Source organism: Candidatus Nitrosacidococcus sp. I8, from assembly GCF_945836005.1.
Taxonomy (GTDB): Bacteria; Pseudomonadota; Gammaproteobacteria; order Nitrosococcales; family Nitrosococcaceae; genus Nitrosacidococcus.
Genome location: NZ_OX241534.1, coordinates 432888 through 453964 on the forward strand (window position 1 = coordinate 432888; position 21077 = coordinate 453964).

Annotated in this window: 23 protein-coding genes and 1 pseudogene; 12 read left to right on the top strand and 12 right to left on the bottom strand. The window is 36.1% G+C overall.

The genetic code is table 11. From position 1 onward, the window contains the following. Positions 1-10: 10 nt before the first annotated feature. From corA to OOL07_RS02250, 4 genes are all read right to left on the bottom strand, one after another. Positions 11-970 carry a magnesium/cobalt transporter CorA gene (gene corA / locus OOL07_RS02235; protein ID WP_264694745.1) on the bottom strand — a complete coding sequence of 320 codons (960 nt, stop codon included), beginning with the start codon at positions 968-970 and terminating at the stop codon, positions 11-13. A 146-nt stretch (positions 971-1116) separates the two neighbouring features. Continuing rightward, the gene (locus OOL07_RS02240; RefSeq protein ID WP_264694747.1) at positions 1117-1368 is read right to left on the bottom strand and encodes a hypothetical protein; all 252 of its coding nucleotides are present in this window, start codon (positions 1366-1368) and stop codon (positions 1117-1119) included. Positions 1369-1406: 38 nt separating this feature from the next. Then, positions 1407-1862: a hypothetical protein gene (locus OOL07_RS02245; RefSeq protein WP_264694749.1), complete on the bottom strand. Its 456-nt coding sequence runs from the start codon at positions 1860-1862 to the stop codon at positions 1407-1409. A gap of 66 nt (positions 1863-1928) precedes the next feature. After that, positions 1929-3320: a PhoH family protein gene (locus tag OOL07_RS02250; protein WP_264694751.1), complete on the bottom strand. Its 1392-nt coding sequence runs from the start codon at positions 3318-3320 to the stop codon at positions 1929-1931. Positions 3321-3450: 130 nt separating this feature from the next. Here OOL07_RS02250 and icd point away from each other — a divergent pair, with 130 nt between their 5' ends. From icd to OOL07_RS02270, 4 genes are all read left to right on the top strand, one after another. Next, a complete protein-coding gene (icd, locus tag OOL07_RS02255; RefSeq protein ID WP_264694753.1) occupies positions 3451-4707 on the top strand; it encodes an NADP-dependent isocitrate dehydrogenase in 1257 nt (418 codons plus the stop codon). Positions 4708-4782: 75 nt separating this feature from the next. Then, the gene (locus tag OOL07_RS02260; protein WP_264694755.1) at positions 4783-5748 is read left to right on the top strand and encodes a polysaccharide deacetylase family protein; all 966 of its coding nucleotides are present in this window, start codon (positions 4783-4785) and stop codon (positions 5746-5748) included. A 28-nt stretch (positions 5749-5776) separates the two neighbouring features. Further along, positions 5777-6403, top strand: coding sequence for an arsenate reductase/protein-tyrosine-phosphatase family protein (locus OOL07_RS02265; RefSeq protein WP_264694756.1), 627 nt, complete (start codon positions 5777-5779; stop codon positions 6401-6403). Beyond that, positions 6400-7629: a carboxylate--amine ligase gene (locus OOL07_RS02270; protein ID WP_264694757.1), complete on the top strand. Its 1230-nt coding sequence runs from the start codon at positions 6400-6402 to the stop codon at positions 7627-7629. The genes OOL07_RS02265 and OOL07_RS02270 overlap by 4 nt, the downstream gene beginning before the upstream one ends. A 317-nt stretch (positions 7630-7946) precedes the next feature. Here the strand turns inward: OOL07_RS02270 and OOL07_RS02275 are convergent, their stop codons facing one another. Further along, positions 7947-8507, bottom strand: coding sequence for an NADPH-dependent FMN reductase (locus OOL07_RS02275; RefSeq protein ID WP_264694758.1), 561 nt, complete (start codon positions 8505-8507; stop codon positions 7947-7949). A 332-nt stretch (positions 8508-8839) separates the two neighbouring features. Between OOL07_RS02275 and OOL07_RS02280 the strand changes: the two genes are divergently transcribed. The 3 genes from OOL07_RS02280 to OOL07_RS02290 all read left to right on the top strand — a co-directional run bounded on the left by OOL07_RS02280 (position 8840) and on the right by OOL07_RS02290 (position 11564). After that, the gene (locus OOL07_RS02280) at positions 8840-9673 is read left to right on the top strand and encodes a type II restriction endonuclease (RefSeq protein ID WP_264694759.1); all 834 of its coding nucleotides are present in this window, start codon (positions 8840-8842) and stop codon (positions 9671-9673) included. Between the two features lie 87 nt (positions 9674-9760). After that, a complete protein-coding gene (locus OOL07_RS02285; protein WP_264694760.1) occupies positions 9761-10570 on the top strand; it encodes a DNA-methyltransferase in 810 nt (269 codons plus the stop codon). Positions 10571-10868: 298 nt separating this feature from the next. Beyond that, positions 10869-11564, top strand: coding sequence for a hypothetical protein (locus OOL07_RS02290; RefSeq protein WP_264694762.1), 696 nt, complete (start codon positions 10869-10871; stop codon positions 11562-11564). Positions 11565-11585: 21 nt separating this feature from the next. Here OOL07_RS02290 and OOL07_RS02295 read toward each other — a convergent pair whose 3' ends face one another. The 6 genes from OOL07_RS02295 to OOL07_RS02320 all read right to left on the bottom strand — a co-directional run bounded on the left by OOL07_RS02295 (position 11586) and on the right by OOL07_RS02320 (position 16913). Continuing rightward, positions 11586-13016 carry a DUF4139 domain-containing protein gene (locus tag OOL07_RS02295; RefSeq protein WP_264694764.1) on the bottom strand — a complete coding sequence of 477 codons (1431 nt, stop codon included), beginning with the start codon at positions 13014-13016 and terminating at the stop codon, positions 11586-11588. 88 nt (positions 13017-13104) lie between these two features. Then, positions 13105-13554 carry an Hsp20/alpha crystallin family protein gene (locus OOL07_RS02300; protein WP_413774099.1) on the bottom strand — a complete coding sequence of 150 codons (450 nt, stop codon included), beginning with the start codon at positions 13552-13554 and terminating at the stop codon, positions 13105-13107. A gap of 110 nt (positions 13555-13664) precedes the next feature. Next, entirely contained in the window at positions 13665-15494 is a 1830-nt protein-coding gene (locus OOL07_RS02305) for an ATP-binding cassette domain-containing protein (protein WP_319804037.1), read from the bottom strand. A gap of 226 nt (positions 15495-15720) precedes the next feature. Next, positions 15721-16287 carry a cysteine hydrolase family protein gene (locus OOL07_RS02310; protein ID WP_264694766.1) on the bottom strand — a complete coding sequence of 189 codons (567 nt, stop codon included), beginning with the start codon at positions 16285-16287 and terminating at the stop codon, positions 15721-15723. 114 nt (positions 16288-16401) lie between these two features. Beyond that, the gene (locus OOL07_RS02315; protein ID WP_264694768.1) at positions 16402-16611 is read right to left on the bottom strand and encodes a hypothetical protein; all 210 of its coding nucleotides are present in this window, start codon (positions 16609-16611) and stop codon (positions 16402-16404) included. A 137-nt stretch (positions 16612-16748) separates the two neighbouring features. Next, positions 16749-16913, bottom strand: coding sequence for a cysteine hydrolase family protein (locus OOL07_RS02320; protein WP_264694769.1), 165 nt, complete (start codon positions 16911-16913; stop codon positions 16749-16751). Between the two features lie 139 nt (positions 16914-17052). Between OOL07_RS02320 and msrB the strand changes: the two genes are divergently transcribed. The 5 genes and pseudogenes from msrB (at position 17053) to OOL07_RS02345 (ending at position 20337) form a co-directional block, all read left to right on the top strand. Beyond that, a complete protein-coding gene (gene msrB / locus OOL07_RS02325) occupies positions 17053-17451 on the top strand; it encodes a peptide-methionine (R)-S-oxide reductase MsrB (RefSeq protein WP_264694770.1) in 399 nt (132 codons plus the stop codon). Continuing rightward, positions 17452-18462 carry an FAD:protein FMN transferase gene (locus OOL07_RS02330; protein ID WP_264694772.1) on the top strand — a complete coding sequence of 337 codons (1011 nt, stop codon included), beginning with the start codon at positions 17452-17454 and terminating at the stop codon, positions 18460-18462. It abuts the gene before it with no gap. Between the two features lie 208 nt (positions 18463-18670). Then, on the top strand, positions 18671-19258 hold the full coding sequence (locus OOL07_RS02335) for an AAA family ATPase (RefSeq protein ID WP_264694774.1): 588 nt from the start codon (positions 18671-18673) through the stop codon (positions 19256-19258). Positions 19259-19276: 18 nt separating this feature from the next. Next, positions 19277-19639: pseudogene (locus OOL07_RS02340) on the top strand (AAA family ATPase); the annotation flags it as partial. Beyond that, positions 19603-20337 carry a DUF4276 family protein gene (locus tag OOL07_RS02345; RefSeq protein WP_264694775.1) on the top strand — a complete coding sequence of 245 codons (735 nt, stop codon included), beginning with the start codon at positions 19603-19605 and terminating at the stop codon, positions 20335-20337. The pseudogene OOL07_RS02340 and the gene OOL07_RS02345, both read left to right, overlap by 37 nt. Here OOL07_RS02345 and OOL07_RS02350 read toward each other — a convergent pair. Continuing rightward, entirely contained in the window at positions 20319-20831 is a 513-nt protein-coding gene (locus OOL07_RS02350) for a restriction endonuclease subunit S (RefSeq protein ID WP_319804038.1), read from the bottom strand. The two genes, OOL07_RS02345 and OOL07_RS02350, sit on opposite strands and share 19 nt — an antisense overlap. Between the last annotated feature and the right edge of the window lie 246 nt (positions 20832-21077).

Genomic DNA, 21077 nt, shown 5'->3' on the forward strand with positions numbered 1-21077 from the left:
TTTTGGGCTACTATAACCAGCCTTTACGCTTAAAATAAAGATAAGGTGCAATACTAGAGAGCAGCATGAGAATAAGTGCTATAGGATAGCCTAAATTCCAATGAACTTCTGGCATAATGTCAAAATTCATTCCATAAATACTGGCAATTAAGGTAGGAGGGAAAAATACAATTGCAATTACCGAAAATATTTTAATAATTCGGTTTTGTTCTATATTGATAAAACTTAGTGCGGCATCCATAAGAAAATTTATTTTCTCAAATAAAAAAGCACTATGTGGCAGTAGGGAGTCTACATCTCGCATAATCTCCCGAACCCGTCTAATTTGATCATCATTTAAATGACTACGCCTCAAAAGAAAAGTTAAGGCACGCTGGGTATCCATTAAACATAAGCGAACTTTACCATTATGATCTTCGTGGCGTGCTAATTCATCTAAGGCATGCTCAAGATTTTCACCACTTCCTTCTTCATTTTTTTCTAAGATAAGTTTGCCAATTTTATCCAATCCCTGATGAATTTCTTCTAGTAAATCTGCAAGTTCTTCGAGTTTAGTTTCAAATAAAGCAAGTAAAATTGATGCAGCATCAGTAATTAGCCCAGGCTCTCTCCGTACTCGAAACCGTAGCATACGGAAAGCAGGCAATTCATAATCTCTTAGAGTAAATAATCGAGTATCACTTAAAGTAAATACTACGGTAGAGTAATCAATTTTTCCCTCTTCTCGGTGAGAAAAGTATGAATGTAAATGAAGCCCTCCCTCATCTTCAAAAAAACGAGCAGTCGCTTCAATCTCTTCAATTTCATTATGAGCAGGAAGGTTTTGTTGATAGATTAACTCAACTTGCTGCCGTTCCTCTTCAGTAGGTCGAAATAAATCAATCCAAATAGCTTGTTCTAAGGAAGCAATACTCTCCTCAAGAGGTAGTCGCTCAAAGCGGTGTTCATGTAAAGCAAATCCATAGAGCATATTTTATTGGTTTAATGCGAACAAGTAATTCCTAATTCCTTTTTAAAAACACTAGTATTTGATACTACGCTATATGGGCAATGAAAATATAGTTTAAAATACAGGAAGGATTATATAAGTTAACCCTTTCCTGTATTTTAAACTTCCTAAATACGCTCACCACTCTCCACATAACCTTGATCATTTAGGGTAAGTTTTAATTTTCCATAACAAGGGACACGAGCAGCAACACATCCTGATCCCTCCATTAAAATCTCCTCAAAACGAATATTTATTACTGCATGCCTCTGGTTTTGCTCCATCAATTCATAGCAAAGTGTTTCATCATCTATCCAGCCATTTTGGCTACAAAATTGATTTAAATCAGGGCTACTTCTTAAATACTCTTCAATGGACATATTTACTACTTCTCCTTTTGTTAAGATAAAAATAAACCCTACCTGCCTCTACCTAGAAAAAAAGACGCTCCACCTCTAGGAGGATTTACACTATAGGGGATACGAATACTACCCAGATTATACTGACCAGTAGTAGAGTTTCGATAAGGGTTATGAATTGATTCTGGGCTATATTCGCTACGAAACCTACCATAGGGATTATAAGCGGTGGTAGGATCATATAAGCCAGAGTTTAAATTACCAAGGAACTTACCCGTTCTAGGATCTACAGGGACAGGTACTTTCTTAGTAATTCTGGGTTGCCCATAAGGATTAGGCGGTGGTTCAGGAATCGGCCGTAGATTATAATAATAATAGGGATTGTGTGGCTGCAAAGCTTGAATGGACTGTAAACTATCAATAGATTTACTTGATTTAGGTGTTAAGGAACTAAAACTATCTCCATAGATAGTAGTTGATATAGCTAATAGGATAAGCATTACTTTAGTCTTCATTGCTTTCCTCCAAGATAAATTAAGGCATTTAGAAATATAACCCTTATTAATAGTATACTCCATAAGTTACAGCATATTGGATGCAAAACCAGCAAGTCGAGAACGCTCTCCTCTCGTTAGGGTAATATGACCGCTATGCTTCCAAGGTTTAAAAAATTTTACGGTATAAGTAAGCCCTGAAGTAGCTGGCGTTAGATTAGGGGAATCAATTTGAGAGATGTTCCCAAGGCAAATCACCTTGCTACCATTACCTGTCCGAGTAATTAGGGTTTTCATTTGTTTTGGAGTTAAGTTTTGTGCCTCGTCAATGATAATAAATTTATTATGAAAAGTACGACCTCGCATAAAATTTAAGGAGTGAATCTTAATGCGATTTAGCAACACACTATGAGTCACTGATCTTCCCCAAGAACCTCCTTCCTCTGGTTGTGTGAGCACTTCTAAATTATCCATCAATGCCCCCATCCAAGGAGTCATTTTTTCCTCTTCAGTACCGGGTAAAAACCCAATATCCTCACCAACTGGTACTGTGATTCTCGTCATAATGATCTCTTGGTAGCGTTTTATTTCTAACGTTTGCGTAAGACCGGCGGCAAGAGCAAGTAAGGTTTTGCCAGTCCCAGCCGGACCTAATAAAGTAACAAAATCTATTTCTGGATCTAATAGCAAATTAAGAGCAAAGCTTTGTTGTTGATTTTTAGCTGAGATGCCCCAGACGCTATAGTTTGGATCCTGATAATTTTGGATTAACTCAACAACTGCGGTATCCTCTACTATATTACGGACGATGGCACCAATATTTTTTTCCCCTTGAATATGAAGAAATTGATTCGGGTACCAATCTTTAGCAAGAATACCTGTAACTTGATAAGCAAGATGTTTTGTATTTTGATCAGTATAGGGGGATTTTTGCCAACCTTGCCATAACTCATAAGGTAGCTCAAGATAGCCAGTGTGGAGTAAATTAATATCATCTATATCTTTATTACAATGATAGTCTTCAGCTGTAAAATTTGAGTAAAGTGCATACACTCTAAGAGCAGTACTTTTAGAGACAATAACAATTTTATCGTTAGGATGTGTTTTTTTAAGATCACTTGCGTACTCTAAAATAGTGGAGAATAAAGACGCATCGCTGGCTAAAGGTTGAAAAAAAAGGTATCCCTTAGGTATATTATTTTTCGTATACCAATTTTGATCTACTGTAGATAGCTCAATTCCTTGCATTATTTTTTCTGAAGAATCTAGACTGGCAAGTAATGCATTTAAAAAGTAGATGCTTTGCTTTGCATTTCTACCTGCTTCAGATAATTCTAGTGCTGTACTCTCTAGATCTTTAATGACTATTAAAGGTAAGTAAATATCATGGCATCCAAAGCGAAAAATCGCACTCGGATCATAGAGCAAAACGCTAGTATCAATGATAAAAATCTTCTTTTGTTGAATCTGGTTATTCATAAAAATGAAAGATTAAGGGCATGGCCTTACAGGTAATGTATATTTGCTATTATAGCTTAGGTGGTAAATAGCCTATAAAATTGTGTAATAGCAGATAAAAAATAAAAAAATTAACAAATTAGGAAATTTCATGGCTTACAATAAAATTTTATGCCCAAGTGATGGAAAGTTAATAAAAATTAATTCTGACCTAAGCTTAAATGTGCCTAACTACCCATTTATTCCTTTTATTGAAGGTGATGGTATTGGGGTGGATATTACCCCAGTCATGCGTAAGGTTGTAGATGCTGCGATTGCTAAAGCCTATAAAAAGAGCCGTAAAATTGCTTGGGTAGAAATTTTTGCTGGTGAAAAAGCGTGCCAAATCTATGGAGAGAACCAGTGGCTTCCTGACGAAACATTAACTGCTTTAAGTGATTTTGTCGTATCTATTAAAGGACCCTTAACTACGCCAGTAGGCAAAGGGATTCGCTCCTTAAATGTCTCAATTCGCCAAACCTTAGATCTTTATTCATGTATTCGACCAGTACGTTATTTTTCCGGAACTCCTAGCCCTTTAGCTGATCCAACTCAGACAAATATGGTTATTTTTCGTGAAAATACAGAAGATATTTATGCTGGGATTGAATGGCCTGCTCAATCCCCAGAGGCAAAAAAAATTATTACTTTCCTTGAACAAGAAATGGGTGTAAACAAAATTCGGTTTCCTCAAAGCTCTGGGATTGGAATTAAACCCGTCTCTCAAGAAGGATCTCAACGGTTAATTAGACAAGCGATACAGTATGCTATCGATAATGATCGATCTTCAGTAACTTTAGTGCATAAAGGCAATATTATGAAGTTTACCGAAGGAGCATTTCGAGATTGGGGTTATGAATTAGCCCGTACCTCCTTTAATGCTACTACCCTAGAAAAAGGACCTTGGTGTACTTTAGTAAATCCTAAAAATGGTCATGAGATTATCATTAAAGATTCTATTGCTGATAATTTTCTCCAGCAAATTTTACTTAACCCCGCAGATTATGATGTTATTGCTACATTAAATCTTAATGGAGACTATATCTCTGATGCGTTGGCTGCTCAAGTAGGTGGAATTGGTATTGCACCGGGTGCGAATATAGGAGATAAGGCAGCGGTTTTTGAAGCAACTCATGGTACTGCCCCAGAATACGCTGGTAAAAACCTGCTAAATCCAGGTAGCTTAATTCTTTCTGCAGAAATGATGTTACGTCATTTAAGTTGGAGTGAAGCGGCAGATTTAATTATTCAAGGAATATCTGGAGCAATTCAGGGCAAAAAGGTAACTATTGATTTTGCTCGTTTAATGGAAGGTTCGACTCAAGTTTCCTGTTCTGAATTTGGGGAAGAAGTTATTCGGCGGATGTAGTTAAGCTAAAATTCTATCTAGAAAAATTAACTAACCATCTACGATTTGTATTATATATGATACCTACTTATCTTAATGAATGTTTTCTTTACCTTCGATGTTGAAGTTTGGTGTAATAGCTGGAATAGCTTAGATCAAGATTTCCCTACCAGCTTTGACCGTTATATTTTTGGTCGCTCAGCTAAAGGAGAGTATGCACTGCCAAAAATTCTTGATACTCTTAGTAAATACGATCTGAAAGGTGTATTTTTCGTTGAACCTCTATTCGCTGCTCGTTTTGGTGTTGAATATCTTGCAAAGATTGTTACGTTAATTCAGAGCGCTGGTCAAGAGGTTCAACTTCATTTACATCCTGAATGGACTGATGAAGCACGTAATGCGTTACTTGAAGGTGTCACAAGTAAGCGTCAGCATCTTACCCAATATAACCTTGAAGAGCAACGAACTCTCATTCAACACGGTCTTCGTTTACTCCAAGAAGCTGGTTGTAATTTACCACTTGTTGCTTTTCGGGCAGGTAGTTTCTCTTGTAATAACGATACTTTCTCAGCAGTGGCTATGAATGGTCTAAAGTTTGATAGTAGTATCAATCCTCAAATGGAAACATCTCAACCAAGTAATATTGCACCTGTGTATGCAAATCCCTATGAGGTGTTTATGCACAATGGGTTAACTTTAATACCAATGAGTAGTTTTTATGATGGATACGGTCATCATAGGCATGCCCAGATTGGTGCCTGTAGTGCCCAAGAAATTACTCAAGCACTTGAAAATGCTGCACTTAAACAATGGCATACTTTTGTATTAATTGCTCATAATTTTGAGCTCATGGTGCCTAAACATAATACTCCCGATTTTTTTGTAGCACAGCGCTTTATTCACGTTTGTCGATTCCTAGATGCAAATCGATCTATTATGCCTACGGTGAATTTTGCTGATGTATCTACTTTTCCCGAACCCTGTAATATGCCTCTTCCTGTTGTAGGAAAAATAGCAACTACAAGGCGTTACATCGAGCAAGCCCTTCGTCGCTTACTCTAAAATTTATAAATAACTCTAAATTATATTTATGCGTACCTCGCTTTTTAAGCCTTTTTACCAATGGTATGGATGGATTTGCTTTAATTACGGAAGTTTAAGAGGATGGGTAAGGCACTTACTTACAACGGCTCAATTTTTACTTGGAGCGCTCGACTCATATACAAATATAAATCCGGGGTATAAAATTCAGCGCCTTGTATTTGTGTGTCTTGGCAATATTAACCGTAGTGCATTTGCTCAAGTAGTTGGAGAATCTAAAGGACTGTCCTGTGTTTCCTTAGGATTAGCTACAGAAACTGGAGTGCCTGCTTATAAAAAAGCGGTAGCAACAGCTTCTATTATGGGGATAGATTTAACCAAGCATACTGCTACTGATTTCATGGATCATGAACAAAACCAATCTGATTTATATCTGGTTATGGAAGTTCGACATATAAACCGACTTATATCGCTTGGCATTCCTCGTAAGCAAATTATATTACTTGGTGCTTGGTCAGCCCCAAAGCGTATTCATCTTCACGATCCTCATACTCTATCTGATAATTATTTTTATAGCTGTTTTACCCTAATTCGCTCTGCAGTGGAACGTTTGGCAATTCAATTAAATAACTCTAACCATCTCTACGTACAATCACCTTATATACCGTTAAAATGAGTACACCTTATTATAGTAATTTTCCACCATGTATTGTGTTTGGAATTGATCTCCAAATTGGATTGCACATTATTCGTGAACTTGGGCAGGCAGGAATCCGAGTCATCGGTATTGCAAATAATCCTAATGATATTGGACTACGTTCGCGCTGGCTAACAGAAGGTCATGTAATTCAGCAACCGCATAGCGAAGCTCTTTTAGAGCTATTACGCACACTAGGGAATGTGTATGGTCGTTGTCCTTTAATCGCAGCTTCTGAAGACCATTTATTATGGCTTGCTCAATGTCCTACATCTGAGTTAGGGCTAATTCATCCTGTCTTACCTTCAGCCACTGCATTGCAAGCTGTAATTAATAAAGAGCAGACACTAGAGCTAGCCACTAAAGTGGGCATACGAATACCGTATACTTGGCAGCCAATAAGTTTAGCGGATATCGATGATCATGTAGAAAAATTTCCAATTTCAGCTGTGTTAAAATGGAAAAACCCTCATATTGTAAGATCTACGCTTGAAAAATTTCAGCTATCAACACTTAAGTCAGAACATGTTGTTACAACTTCTGATTTACGTAAGGCATTATTGCGTTACTCAGATTTAGGTCAGTGGCCCATGGTTCAAGAGTATTGCCCTGGGTATGGTTTAGGCCAATTCTTCTTTATAAAAAATCACCACGCAATACGCCGCTTCCAGCATATGAGACTTGCTGAATGGCCACCAGAAGGAGGGTATTCAACTGTTTGTACTGGATTATCTCTGAATAAGCATGCTGATTTACAAGAGCGATCAATTGCTCTACTGAATTTGATTGATTGGGAAGGGGTTGCTATGGTGGAATACCGCTATGATCCACTTACAAATCGTTCATGGTTAATGGAAATTAATGGTCGATTCTGGGGTAGTTTTCCACTTGCAAGCCAAAGTGGAGCAAGTTTTGCATTGATTACCTATTTAGATGCGATTGGAGAGAAATTACCCAAGCTGCCTCCAGTGAAAACTAATTTACGAGCACGAATGGTATTTACAGAATTAAAACGCCTTTGGCGGATTTGTATCCAGCCTGATCGCGTTTCTGATCCTGCATTTCAGCGTAAACCATTTGCTGAGATAGCACGTTTTTTCGCTGATTTTTTTAGGATAAATGTTCGCTATTACGTATGGTCTTGGCGTGATCCACTCCCATTTTTACAAGACTTATTTAATATGTTTTGGAATCGATTGAGATAAAATTAAGTTTGTAATGGCTATTCTGAATTAGCTAATTATCGATAAGCTTAATTTTCGGCGCAATACGCCCCCTATTTGAAAATCTTTAGCAAGAATTACTCGGATATCCTATTTTAAGGTTTAAAAAAAATTATCCAATCCAGATCAACTCTAAACTTTTCTATCTCAACTCTCTGAAACGAACACGACTTAAATTAGCCATAATTAGGAAAAAAAATTTAAGCAAAGCACTAATGATTTCTATGAAGAAAACCAAAATACTGCTCTCATATTTTGGGTATTTTAATTGCGGTACGGGAAGATAAAAAATAAACTGGCTATCTCAATGATTTTAATGCAATAGCCCAGCGATGTAACTCATCGAGTACAGCTTTAGCTGAATGATCTATACGATCATTAGTTTGAAATTTATCATCGCTAATCAGTGTATTTACCATAGGAATACTTACCCCTTCAGGGATGGGCATCATTTTTAATGTAGTTGCTTGTAAGCGAGCAGCTTGTGCTGCACGTAAGCCACCTGAAGTTCCTCCATAGCTCACAAAACTACAAGGTTTATAATTCCACTCTTGATAGACATAATTAAAAGCATTAATTAATGCAGGAGTTGGTGAATAATTATATTCAGGCGCGACAAACACATAGGCATCAGCCTTTTCTACACTTTGACTCCAGGTTTTAGTGTGTTGGTGTTTATAGTTTTTATTTCTTGGATGATCGAATTCATCATAAATAGGTAATTTAAACTCAGCTAAATCTACTAGTTCAACAGTAAAATCACTATTTTTCTTAGCATACTCCACAAACCAATGAGCTATCTTAGAACCTATTCGACCTGGGCGTGTACTTGCAATAATTACCTGTAAATGTAATGACATACTTTTTCTCTATATCTTATCCTAAAAAATGTTTATTTATAAATACTTATTATATATAAATAAGAGAATAAAGAAAAAGCCCAACACAAGGGCTTTTCTAAAAAAGAAGATTGTAAGAGGTAATTTAAAATTGGTTTTATACTAGGTTACTTAAAATAGTAGAGCACTCTATTAATGTAATTAATGAATGCACTGGGGTAAGGCTTTATAGCCGATTCTTGCATTATTTAAATTATAGAAATTTGACTACCGTTATATAGATAGAAACTATAACAATGCGGAACCATCCAAGTATCCTACTCAGAAATTGAAGAAGAAATCATTCAGTAGATATGATTAAAAATGAGGAATTTAGACTTTTTCTATCTCAACTCTCTGAAACAAATACAACTTTAGATTCCTTTACTGATTTTGAAAAAGTAAGGAGAAATATAGAAAAAGTCTCAATAAAGCTAAATCAATTAAATTATTTAATTGGTAAAGAAAGTTTAGAAGAAGCAATTCATGACCTATATGAAGAAAACCCGAAAGCTTTTCAAGTTTTAGATATTTTAATTGCAGTACGGAAAGATAAAAAAACTAGGATTTTAGATAAAGATCAAATTGTTTTTCTCGATTATTACTTTTCCTCTCCACAGCTTATTCTAGAGTACTTCGAAAAAACAGGGCTAGCTGAAATTTTTAGAAATAAAGAAATTACTAATTTAGTTGATTACGTATTTGGTATTGAAGTGGGGTTGGATACTAACGCTAGAAAAAATAGGGGTGGAGAGAGCATGTCAAAAACTATTTCTCAACACTTTGAATCAGTGGGTATTACTTATAGAAAAGAGGTGAGTAGCACTACATTTCCTGAAATAATTAGTTTAGGTGCTGATGTAAAACGATTTGATTTTGTCATTGATATAAAAAGAAAGACATACCTTATTGAAGCTAATTACTATAATACAGGGGGTTCTAAACTCAATGAGGTTGCCAGATCCTATATTGAAATTGCATCTAAAATTCAACCATATTCAAACTATGAATTTGTTTGGATCACTGATGGGCAAGGCTGGCTATCAGCAAAAAATAAATTAGAAGAAGCCTATTACGCTATTCCAAGCATATATAACTTAGTCACCTTAAAAGAATTTATTGAAAATATCCAAAAGGAACTTTCCTAGATTATTTATCTTTTAAATAATTACTTAATGATCACACCTTATTTTGTATCCCAAGATAAAAATTTTTCCCTCTTACAAGGGGATAGCATGAAATTATTGCCTCAGCTTGATCGTAAATTTGATATGGTGTTTGCCGATCCCCCTTACTTTTTATCTAATGATGGCTTATCCATTCAAAGTGGGCAAATTGTAAGCGTCAATAAAGGAAGATGGGATAAATTCTGCGGTATCGATCATATGAATGAATTTAACCGTACTTGGCTTTCATTGGTTCGAGAAAAAATGAATGAGAACGCTACCATTTGGATTAGTGGCACCGTCCACAATATTTTCTCAGTAGGGCAAAGGCTAACCGAGCTAGGCTTTAAAATCCTAAATATTATTACCTGGGAGAAAACTAATCCTCCCCCTAATTTTTCCTGCCGTTATTTTACTCATTCTACTGAGCAGGTAATTTGGGCAAGAAAAAACGAAAAAATTCCCCATTGTTTTAACTATGAATTGGTGAAAAAAATCAATGGGAATAAGCAAATGAAAGATGTTTGGAAATTACCTGCGATTGCCCCTTGGGAAAAATCTTGCGGTAAACATCCTACCCAAAAACCGTTATCCTTGCTAACAAGATTAATTTTAGCCTCCACTAAACCAAATGCTTGGATACTCGATCCCTTTGCTGGAAGTTCAACCACAGGAGTTGCAGCAAATTTAATCAATAGACAATTCATAGGGATTGAGCAAGAAGATTCTTATTTAGAAATCAGTAAAAGCAGAAAGCTAGAAATTGAAAACCTACAAACTGCAGTAGATTATCGGCAAAAACTAGCAGGATTTAGTCATAAAAAAGAGTTAGAGCAATATCTATTGGAAGAGTTAAATTCTAATAGTGATATTCAGTAAAATCCTAGCACTAACCATAAGATAGATTGGTTAATATCTTTTTTAGAGTGAACAACATAAGTAGTTTGCTACTCTATATGAGCAATAAATATTAATTAACGATAAGTAGTTTTCTATTTCTAGATTCCTGCCTTGTCTGTATGGTGTTAAATATATAGGCATTGCTCTATCTATTATAAATGCAATTGCTTATGTTCATAATATAAGCTAATACTTTAATTGATGCGATTTGTAAAATACTTAATAAGGAAGTTAGCTTTTTTTTTTACTGAGAAAATTAGCTCTTCTTGCAACCACTATGGCTGTAGGGTTTATCGCTATAGAGTTGTTTACAAACCTTTACTCAATTACTAAAACTTATCCAGTCTCTCCAGAGTGGAGGGAAATTACCAGAAGTGCCCAAAGAGATATTTACCATGGAACCGATAGAGGTAATCCATATAATGTAGTATTTGGTCATGGAAGATATGGCAGTTCAAGAAAGCCTATTACCAATATGACTCTATCTGAGGTAGCTCAATTTGGTAGGAAAGTACTCATCCCTAATACTAAGGGAAGGATTAATGCAGTAGATAGTAAAGGTAACCCTTTGGGCACTTCAGCAGTAGGTGCTTACCAACTTATTCAATCAAATTTAGACAAAAAAAATTCAATTGCTGAAAGAGTTTTAAAGCCTGCCTATGGGGAAAATTGGCGAAGAGCTAAATTTACTCCTGAAATACAAGAACGACTCGCAAAAGCACTTTATGAAATAAATAAGACAGGCATAGATTTACACTTTATGTGGCGAGGGTTACCTAAACTAGGGGTAGGTCGATTTTCTAATGTCCCATGGGAAAAGGCACGGCTATATATCTTAAAAGGAGAGATTGGAAACAGGCAATTTGAGAAAAACAAGGGTATGTTAAAAAATATTCCTCCTTTAAGAAAGCTAGAAAAAATAGAGAATCACACTTTAGCCAGTACTGTCCAAAATACCTTCCCTAAAAAATAAATATTAAGTTTAGAAAAAACCCTACTTCTTAATTTTTATCTTCACAATAAGTGAAGCCTTGCCTTGCTCAGGTACAGAAATGTGCCAAAAAATACGATTCGCCATTCCTTGCTGATGGGGATAATTCTCAGAGAGGATTTCTCGAGAATCTAGATCTGGAATAAACTCCACTATTTTTACTTCAATAGGTTTTTCCTTCTGGTTATATAGTGTAATTTCAGTCGTTTCAAAAATATAATTTTCTACCTTAGAATCAACTCCCTGCTTTTTCTCAGCCGTAATATCAAAAGCATGACCTAAATTTAAGGTAACTAAACTATTCTCTGGCGTATGGTTTATTAGATCTTCGCCAATAAATTGAAGATGACCTTCAGAGTCTGGCTGATAAAATTGCATAACACCTACAGGTAATGGTATCCCTAGTCCTAATTTCTTACTATTTTCAAAATTAAAGTAGGAAATCACAGGAAGTTTTTGAGTCGTAGTAGCTTGAAAATCATAAAACCGAGGAGAATCGCTATGGATTTCGTAACTGACATGTCCAGAAATTTTCTGGGTATCAAATAAAGGAATCTGTTTTGTTTGGTTATTTTTAAGGGTAACTGCTTGAGGTAATGTATAGAGGTGATAATCTGAAAGTGGCTCTTCTCGAGGAGAAATAGAATCTGTTTTAGCTAGTGCTAGCATCCGCATTTGAGGTTTTTCATACTGGCTTACAGCTGGTAAATGATGAATATCCCCAGCAACCAGTTGTACTTGAGAATCCGAATAATCCATTCCAGACTGATTGGTAATATTTGTTCTACCCGTCAGCATAAGCTGGTTTCCTTCTTGATTTAACTGAGCAATATAATTTGTGTTCCAGCTTAAACCATGGGATAAATAATTAAGTGAAATAGATTGCTTTTCTGATTCTTGCGCATCAATACTAACAGTGAGGGTAGGGTAGTTTTTTAGTGTTTTTGGGATTCTTGGATAGATCAACCGATTTGAAGAAATACCCGTTTCTATATGCCCGTCTTCAAAACTTAAAATGACCTCTCCATAATTATCACTTATTCCAAATAGGACAGCTTCTCGCTTTTCAGCTTCAGAATTTTGGGAGTCAATCACTTCTATCTTTTTGCCTAGATAATGAAGTAATAAATTTTGCGTATTAAGTAAATTTTCGTCATAACTGTGTTCAATCACTTTAAATTTTTGTGATTGAGGAGGAGTGCTAACTAGCATTGCTGATTCAGGCTGGATACTTGGACTAATATCTACAAAAGTAAGGACATTGTTTCCTTTCTCTAAAGATACTTGTCGTTGATCCCTAACTAAAGCAATATCCTTATTATAGATAGTGATAAAGAGTTTTTCCCGATCTGTTTTAGTGATTTCCACGCTCTGCCCACTTAAGCTTAAAAATAAAAGAATAAAAAAAATAAAATATTTGATAGGATTTTTCATCTTTATAAGTTTAACGGAAAAAACTCAAAATAAAAAAAATCCTTGGTCAAAAGACCAAGGATAAAATGGGGTTGTGGGTAGTTTATATTTAAGCGGTCACTGTAATTTTACGCACTTGAGACTGTTGATTTTTTGGTATCACTAACTCAAGCACTCCATTTTCAGACCTAGCACTCACTTTTTCTATATCTACTGTATTAGGTAACGTAAAGCGGCGTAAAAATGAACCACTCGAACGCTCAGCACGGCGATAACCCTGTTGTTCTTCGCTATGGAAAGTTTTACGTTGCCCTTTTAAGGTTAATACTCCATTATCTAAAGTAATTTCAATATCTTGAGGTTCTACTCCGGGCACATCCGCATAAATCACAAAGCGATCCACATCTTCTTTTACATCTACTGCAGGTAGCCAATCACCACTAGCAAATTCCGCACTATCTTGAGTGGGTTGCCCCCAAGCAGGGCTAGCATCAAACAAGCGGTTTACTTCTCGTTGTAATTGATTCAAGGTATAAAAAGGTGCATAATATTTAGACATATTTATCTTACTCTCATATCTAAGGTTGTTTATCTAAGTTAAATTCTTTGTGGGGTGGCAGCCCCTTCTTAGTTATAGATATGGGGGTAGTTAAAATTATTTCAAGGGTTTTATAACTTATTTTTAATTTTTTCTATTTCTTCGCCCACTTCAAGCCAATCTCCCTCTAAGCCTGAGTGCTTTTCTTTTAGTTCTGCTTGTTTGATTAATAACCCTTTCAAATATTCTTTTTGCTGCGGATTTTGATATAGATTAGAATCAGCAAGAATTTGATTAAGCCCTTTTTGTTCCTTTGCTAATTTTTCTAACGATAATTCCAGAGCTTTTAATTTTTTTTGTAGCGGTTGTAGGGTAAGCCGTTGATTAGCTTCTTCTCGTTTTTGATCTTTACGATTAATGGAACTAATACTGCCTTTGGTTTTATTTTCATTAGCACCTACAGATTTCTTATTTAACCAATCTTGATAATCTTCTAAATCCCCATCAAATGGAGATACTTTATGATCGGCAACTAGCCATAACCCATCCGTAGTACTTCGCAGTAAATAGCGATTATGGGAAACAATCACCATGGCACCCTCAAACTCTTGTAGGGCATTAATCAACGCCTGCTGCATCTCTAAATCTAAGTGATTAGTCGGTTCATCCAGCAGTAACAAATTGGGTCGTTGATATACAATAAGTGCTAAAGCTAGCCTTGCTTTTTCCCCACCAGAGAAGGATTGGATAGGTGCTAGTGCTTGATCTCCTTGAAAGTTAAAACCACCTAAGAAGTTTCGCCCCTCTTTTTCCGATAGGGTTGCATTTAGTTTTTGTAAATGTTGTAAGGGACTTTGATCAAAATAAAGCTGCTCTAGTTGATGTTGAGCAAAATAGCCGATTTTTAAATCTTGGGCTTGGGTTAAAGTGCCCGTTTTTGGTGCAAGCACTCCAGCGAGTAATTTAATTAAGGTAGATTTTCCTGCCCCATTAGGACCAAGCAGCCCAATCCGATCCCCAGGCATTAGGTTAAAATTAACTTGGGTTAAAATTTCTTGTTGCCCGTAGCCTATAATGACTTGCCCTAGATTTAACAAAGGGGTAGGGAGTTTTTCTGGTGAACGAAAAGTAAAGGTAAAAGGAGAATGGCTATGAATAGGGGCTAACTGTGCCATTCGCTCAAGTGCTTTAATTCGGCTTTGTGCTTGGCGTGCTTTAGTGGCTTTTGCTCGAAATCTATCTACAAAACTTTGGATATGAGCAATATTTTTTTGTTGCCTTTCATAATTTGCCTGCTGTTGCATCAGTTGAGCATTTCGCTGGGTTTCAAAGCTCTCGTAATTACCTTGATAGTAATTAATCGTATTTTGCTCTATATGGGCAATATGGGTGATGCTATGATCCAATAACTCTCGATCGTGGGAAATCAGCAATAAAGTGCCCGGATAATCCTTAAGCCAGCCTTCTAACCAAATCACTGCATCTAAATCTAAGTGGTTGGTAGGCTCATCCAAAAGCAATAAATCAGATCGGCACATCAAAGCTTGGGCTAAATTAAGCCGCATTCGCCAGCCTCCAGAAAAATAGGAAACAGGCTGGGATTCTTGAGCTACGCTAAAGCCTAGGCCGTGCATAAGTTTTGCTGCTCTTGCTGTAGCCGTATACCCTCCAATGGCGTCTATTTGTCCGTGTAGTTCCCCTTGCAGGTTACCGTTATTATTTTTTTCTGCTTCTAATAGTTTTTTTTGCAAAGTTTGAAGCTCCTGATCCCCCTCTAATACATATTCCAAAGCTGGGGTTACCACTTGAGGAGTTTCTTGAGCCACATGGGCTAATATCCACTGGGTAGGATAAGTAAGAGCACCTTGATCCGACTGAAGATGGCCTAAAATTAAACTAAAAAGGCTAGATTTACCACAACCATTGGCACCAATGAGTCCTACTTTCTGACCGGGATAAATAGCTAAATTAACTTGGCACCAATGAGTCCTACTTTCTGACCGGGATAAATAGCTAAATTAACTTGATCAAAGAGCAGTTTTTGTCCTTGTCGTAAAGAAATATCTTGAAGTTGCAACATAAGAAAAATTAAATAGGGATAGATTTAAGCCCTAAGATACCACTATCTAAAGGAAAGAAATTACATTCTTGCCTTATGAAGGGAGGGAAGATCTAGATTATAAATAGTTAGAAAAAAGTAGCTATTCGGGATTTATCTACGCTTAAAAACTGACATTTTTTATAACACTTTTGAGAAGGCACAAGGGCTACCCGGGTAGATAGGGCATGTAATGCAATATTGTGTAACATCTCACTAATCGTAGTACAACAATCGGTTAGGATTGATATTTTATATTTTTCTGCAGATTTTGAAAGTGCAGTATGGGTGATACAATTTTGAGTCATCATACCGCAAATCAATAATTCATCTGCTCTAAATCCGTTTAATATATCTAAAAGCGTAGTTTTTTCAAAACTATCTGCAAATTCTTTAATAACAATTTTAGCATTGGGTGCTACAGCAAGAATCTCAGAATGAATTTCAGCACCTTGTGTACCCTTATTAAAAAAAGGGGCAATCCCTAAGCTACTGTTCGCAATGTGCTGAATCAAAATGACAGGAATATTTTCTTCCTTAGCCTGCTTGATGGTTTGTACGATATTTTTAAGCACTCCATCTGTATTCCAGAGGGGAAATAACCCATCTGGAAAGTAATCATTTTGTAAATCAATCACTAAAAGTATTTTATTCATTTGAATCTCTCCTTCTGCCCAAGATAAATAGCTAGATCAGCTCGATCAAAGAGCAGTTTTTGTCCTTGCCGTAAAGAAATATCTTGAAGTTGCAACATACTTAGGGGAAATTATTTATATAACCTGTTGAGAAGATGTATGGGAAATTCGATGAAGCAGGTTATGTAATGTAGTGTCGTGCGAGGACGATATATCATCAACAATAGTACTGCAATCGGTTAGGATTGTAATTTTATATTTTTCTGCAGATTTATAAAATTCAATGTAATGCATACAGCTTTGCTTCATCGTACCGCAAAGTAATACTTCCTCTGTTTGAAACATAGTTAATAGCTCTAACAGCATAGTATTTTTCAAGCTATCTTCAAATGCTTCAAACTCTTCTAATACAACCCGTGCATCTGGTATTACAGTAATAAGCTCAGTATTTTTCGTATCTTTTTTAAAAAAAGGTAATATCTCTAAGCAGCATGCTGAATTAAAATAACAGGAATACCCTTTTCTTTAGCTCGTATAATCGTTTGTATAATGCTCTTAGCAATCTTATCGCTAGTCCCTTCAAAAGGGATTAACCCATTTGGAAAATAATGATTATGTAAATCAATCACTAATAATGCTTTATTCATTGGAGTACCCTCACTAATAAGCTTATAAAGTCTGTAACGTAAATTACGTTTATGCTCTTCTTATATAAGGATATTTATATATTTTATATTTATAGTATAAATGATAAATAAATGCTCACTTAAACACGGAGTAGAACAAATGACGGATAAAGTTGTTAAATCTAAAGCAGAATGGCAAACGCAGTTGACTCCAGAGCAGTATCATATTGCCCGAGAAAAAGCTACTGAGCCCCCATTCACCGGTAAATACTATCATCATCACAAAACAGGAACCTATCACTGTATTTGTTGTGGTAATGCTTTATTTAGTTCAGAGCAAAAATATGAATCTGGCAGTGGATGGCCTAGTTTTTGGGATCCTATTCATACTACGGCTTTAACTGAGCATACAGATCATAGTCATGGAATGAAGCGAGTAGAAGTAGTCTGTGCCCGTTGTGATGCACATCTAGGTCATATGTTTAACGATGGTCCTGATCCGACCGGACTAAGATATTGTATTAATTCTGCTTCCCTAGATTTTAAAACCGACTCTTAAGTGAATCCTATTCTTATCCCAGCTATCGTTATTTTTCTAGGGGGATTACTCACCAGCTGTACTCAAGATTCTCAGCACCACTTGATTCAGTTTGGCGGATCCACTATGGGTACGGGCTACACCATAAAAGTAGTAGATCTTCCCTCAAACCTTAATCCTGAGAATTTAGTCAATGAAATTACCCAACAATTAACAGCGGTTAATCATTTATTATCCACCTACCAAGCCGATTCAGAACTCTCTCAATTTAATCAGAACTCAAGCACGGATTGGATCCCTGTATCTTCTCCCTTAGTGACTGTGATTAAAAAAGCCCAAGAAATTAGCAAACTTACTCAAGGGGCATTTGATATTACGGTAGGTGCTTTAGTGAATCTTTGGGGATTTGGTCCCGATATTCACTCACCTGCTATTCCAACGTTCGATCAAATTCAAGCAGCAAAGCAAAAAGTAAACTTTGAATTACTGGATATTAGGAATTCTCCCCCTGCGTTAAAAAAAGCACAGGCAGATATGTATCTTGATCTCTCTGGGATTGGCAAAGGCTATGGGGTAGATCAAATTGCAGAATTACTAGAGTCTAAAAATATCCATAATTATCTGGTAGATATTGGGGGAGAAGAGCGAATTAAGGGGCACAATGGTAAAGGCAAGCCATGGAAAATTGCGATTCAATATCCTAGATCAGGAATCCCTAAAGCTGCTTACACCCTTGAGTGCACTTCAGGAGCCATTGCCACCTCTGGGGATTATCAAAATTATTTTGATTATAAAGACAGTCGCTATGGGCATATTATTAACCCAGAAACCGGCTGGCCTACGCTTTATCAATCTGCCTCAGTCACGGTGTTGAGTACTACTGCTATGGAAGCCGATGCACTCGCTACCGGGCTTTATGTCTTAGGAATAGAAAAAGGGCTTGCGTTTGCAGAAATATATCCTACTGCTGTATTATTTTTACTCCAATCAGAACAAGGTCTAAAACAACAAGCCAGTAGTTATTTTCCGTAGCTATTAAAATAATAAGAGGATATAAAATACTTTACATTAAAAAATAAAAGATATGAGTGCAAGGCAGCCAATAAATAGACTCACTATTAAGGGGTTTAAATCCATTAAAACCCTTGAGCAATTTGAATTAAAAAATCTTAATGTACTTATTGGTGCCAATGGATCTGGGTAAAGTAATTTTGTTTCATATTTTCGAATGCTGGGAGAAATGGTTGAGGAACGGCTACAAGTATGGACAAGCAAGCAAGGATCTGCAGATCGGATTTTAAGCTTTGGGATTAAAGAGACTAACAAACTTGAGTCATTTGTTGAGTTTGGGTTAAATGGCTATCGATTTGAGTTAGAACTAACAGATGAAGGTAGCTTTTACTTTGCTAACGAACAGTTATTTTTTACTGGCTTTTATTATAATGAAATGTGGATTTCATTAGATTCTGGTCATAAAGAGGTAAAGCTAAAAGAAATAAATTTAAAACGAGAATTAAAGACTGATACTGAAAATAATATAGCCCATTATTGCTATAGTTCTATTTCAAGCTGGAAAGTATTTCATTTTCACGATACCAGCAATACTGCTGGGGTAAGGCGTGATTGTGCCGTCCATGATAATGAATATCTACGCCCTGATGCGGCTAATCTTGCCGCTTATCTCTATTGGCTTTCTAAAGAAAAGCCTGAAACTTTAGATCAGATTCGTAAAATCATCCGTCTTGCTCTTCCTTTTTTTGATGATTTTATTTTCAAACCTGAAAAAAAAGAAACAGGAGAAGCATTTATTTGGCTACTTTGGAAATAAAAAGACAGTGATTACCCCTTTCATCCTAGCCAACTCTCCGATGGCTCTATTCGTTTTATTTGCTTAACTACGGCACTGCTCCAACCTGATCCTCCAGCGACTATCATTATTGATGAGCCTGAATTAGGCTTACATCCCTACGCTATTATACTATTGGGTGCTCTTTTAAAATCAGCTGCTACTCGAATGCAAGTCATTATTTCCACCCAATCAGTGCCTTTAGTCAATGAATGCTCTATTGATGATTTAATCATTGTGGAGCGAGAAGAGGGTGGCAGCGTATTTAGGCGACATAAAGAAGAGGATTTTAAAATTTGGCTTGAAGAATATTCTGTTGGGGAATTGTGGGAGAAGAATATTCTTGGGGGAAAACCCTATTAATGACTCGAATTCATATTATCTGTGAAGGGCAAACAGAAGAATCCTTTGTAAAAGAAATATTAATGCCTTTCTTTAATCATCAAGGTATTTCTCTTTTTCCTCGCTTGCTTGGTAAACCGGGGCATAAGGGTGGAAATGTTAAATTTGAGCGATTATACACTGATATAAGAGGATATTTGTTATCCGATAGAAAATGCTACGTTACAACTTTTTTTGATTTTTATGGACTACCTGAAAAGTTTCCTGGTAAAAAAGAAGCAGTTACAAAAAGTGGAGTAGCAGAAAAATCGAAATGTTTATTGGATCATTTACGGAAAGCACTAGAGGAAAAATTAGATAAAGAACCTCTTAGGAGATTTATTCTTTATGTGCAAATGTATGAGTTTGAAGGATTACTATTTAGCGATCCTGAAAAATTAGCACAAGGAATTAATTGTAGTAATCTGATTAATAATTTTCAAAAGATTAGAAAAGAATTTTCTTCTCCTGAAGAAATAAACAATAGCTCAAATACTGCACCTAGTAAGCAAATTAAAAAACTCTATCCTGCTTATGGAAAGCCCACCGATGGATTATCTGCTGCAATAGAAATAGGGATAGATACCATAAGAAAAGAATGCTCTCTATTTAACCAATGGTTAGAGCGTTTGGAAAAACTTACGCCAATCCTATCAGAAAATCAAGCGATTTTTTGCTGAGGGTTAAAGGCTTCTTTTAGTACTGCTTGCATCAGGTTTTCCGCATAGGTTTGATTTTGCTTGGTTTGGGTTTCTAGCTCATCGCACAAAGTAAGGAGTTGTTCTACTTTGGTGACAATCACTTGTTGTTCTAGGAGTGGGGGGAGTGGGAACGGTAGCAATTTTATACTATCTCTTGAAATATTTTTCATCGATGGGCTAGTACCCGTAGAAATAGAAATATAGTAATTCCTAGAATATTCACTATTGTTAAAGAAATTTGCGAACCTAATATTTAGGAGTTTTGAAAATTTAACTCTTAATGTTTTATCATTTAAAAGAAGTTTTTCACGAACTTTCTCAACGATTACACTCTTAGCAACTAATTCTTTAGTATTTGCACGTGTCATAATAAAATCGCCAGTTCTAACTTCTTTTTCAATAAAGGGGGTAATACTTGGATGTAATTTCTTATTTTCTTCCTCTTGAAAAATCCCCCATGAGATTGCACTAATCTTTAATACTCCCCATTCATTTTAGACATACTGGACTATGCCCAGCTTCTATTTCTAACATCGAATCACCATAGAAGCACCACGTCCACCCTTCCGGCAGTGTAAATGGTTTTTCTTCATCGCTAATCGGGGGCAGAGGTTTTTGTTTTTTGATTTTTCCAGCCGCAATCAGTTGTTCTTTTTCAGCCGTAATTTTCTTTAACAGCTCGCTGGCAGGTTCAATATTAGGATTCTGGCTACGCCAAT

What these genes read in the sequence shown, in the direction of transcription:
- OOL07_RS02295 (WP_264694764.1), bottom strand. Translation starts at nt 13,016, where the DNA reads ATGAAAAATCCTATCAAATATTTTATTTTTTTTATTCTTTTATTTTTA.
- OOL07_RS02275 (WP_264694758.1), bottom strand. Translation starts at nt 8,507, where the DNA reads ATGTCATTACATTTACAGGTAATTATTGCAAGTACACGCCCAGGTCGA.
- corA (WP_264694745.1), bottom strand. Translation starts at nt 970, where the DNA reads ATGCTCTATGGATTTGCTTTACATGAACACCGCTTTGAGCGACTACCT.
- msrB (WP_264694770.1), top strand. Translation starts at nt 17,053, where the DNA reads ATGACGGATAAAGTTGTTAAATCTAAAGCAGAATGGCAAACGCAGTTG.
- OOL07_RS02245 (WP_264694749.1), bottom strand. Translation starts at nt 1,862, where the DNA reads ATGAAGACTAAAGTAATGCTTATCCTATTAGCTATATCAACTACTATC.
- OOL07_RS02290 (WP_264694762.1), top strand. Translation starts at nt 10,869, where the DNA reads ATGGCTGTAGGGTTTATCGCTATAGAGTTGTTTACAAACCTTTACTCA.
- icd (WP_264694753.1), top strand. Translation starts at nt 3,451, where the DNA reads ATGGCTTACAATAAAATTTTATGCCCAAGTGATGGAAAGTTAATAAAA.
- OOL07_RS02335 (WP_264694774.1), top strand. Translation starts at nt 18,671, where the DNA reads ATGGTTGAGGAACGGCTACAAGTATGGACAAGCAAGCAAGGATCTGCA.
- OOL07_RS02310 (WP_264694766.1), bottom strand. Translation starts at nt 16,287, where the DNA reads ATGAATAAAATACTTTTAGTGATTGATTTACAAAATGATTACTTTCCA.
- OOL07_RS02320 (WP_264694769.1), bottom strand. Translation starts at nt 16,913, where the DNA reads ATGAATAAAGCATTATTAGTGATTGATTTACATAATCATTATTTTCCA.
- OOL07_RS02250 (WP_264694751.1), bottom strand. Translation starts at nt 3,320, where the DNA reads ATGAATAACCAGATTCAACAAAAGAAGATTTTTATCATTGATACTAGC.
- OOL07_RS02265 (WP_264694756.1), top strand. Translation starts at nt 5,777, where the DNA reads ATGCGTACCTCGCTTTTTAAGCCTTTTTACCAATGGTATGGATGGATT.
- OOL07_RS02285 (WP_264694760.1), top strand. Translation starts at nt 9,761, where the DNA reads ATGAAATTATTGCCTCAGCTTGATCGTAAATTTGATATGGTGTTTGCC.
- OOL07_RS02240 (WP_264694747.1), bottom strand. Translation starts at nt 1,368, where the DNA reads ATGTCCATTGAAGAGTATTTAAGAAGTAGCCCTGATTTAAATCAATTT.
- OOL07_RS02280 (WP_264694759.1), top strand. Translation starts at nt 8,840, where the DNA reads ATGATTAAAAATGAGGAATTTAGACTTTTTCTATCTCAACTCTCTGAA.
- OOL07_RS02270 (WP_264694757.1), top strand. Translation starts at nt 6,400, where the DNA reads ATGAGTACACCTTATTATAGTAATTTTCCACCATGTATTGTGTTTGGA.
- OOL07_RS02260 (WP_264694755.1), top strand. Translation starts at nt 4,783, where the DNA reads ATGAATGTTTTCTTTACCTTCGATGTTGAAGTTTGGTGTAATAGCTGG.
- OOL07_RS02300 (WP_413774099.1), bottom strand. Translation starts at nt 13,554, where the DNA reads ATGTCTAAATATTATGCACCTTTTTATACCTTGAATCAATTACAACGA.
- OOL07_RS02315 (WP_264694768.1), bottom strand. Translation starts at nt 16,611, where the DNA reads ATGTTTCAAACAGAGGAAGTATTACTTTGCGGTACGATGAAGCAAAGC.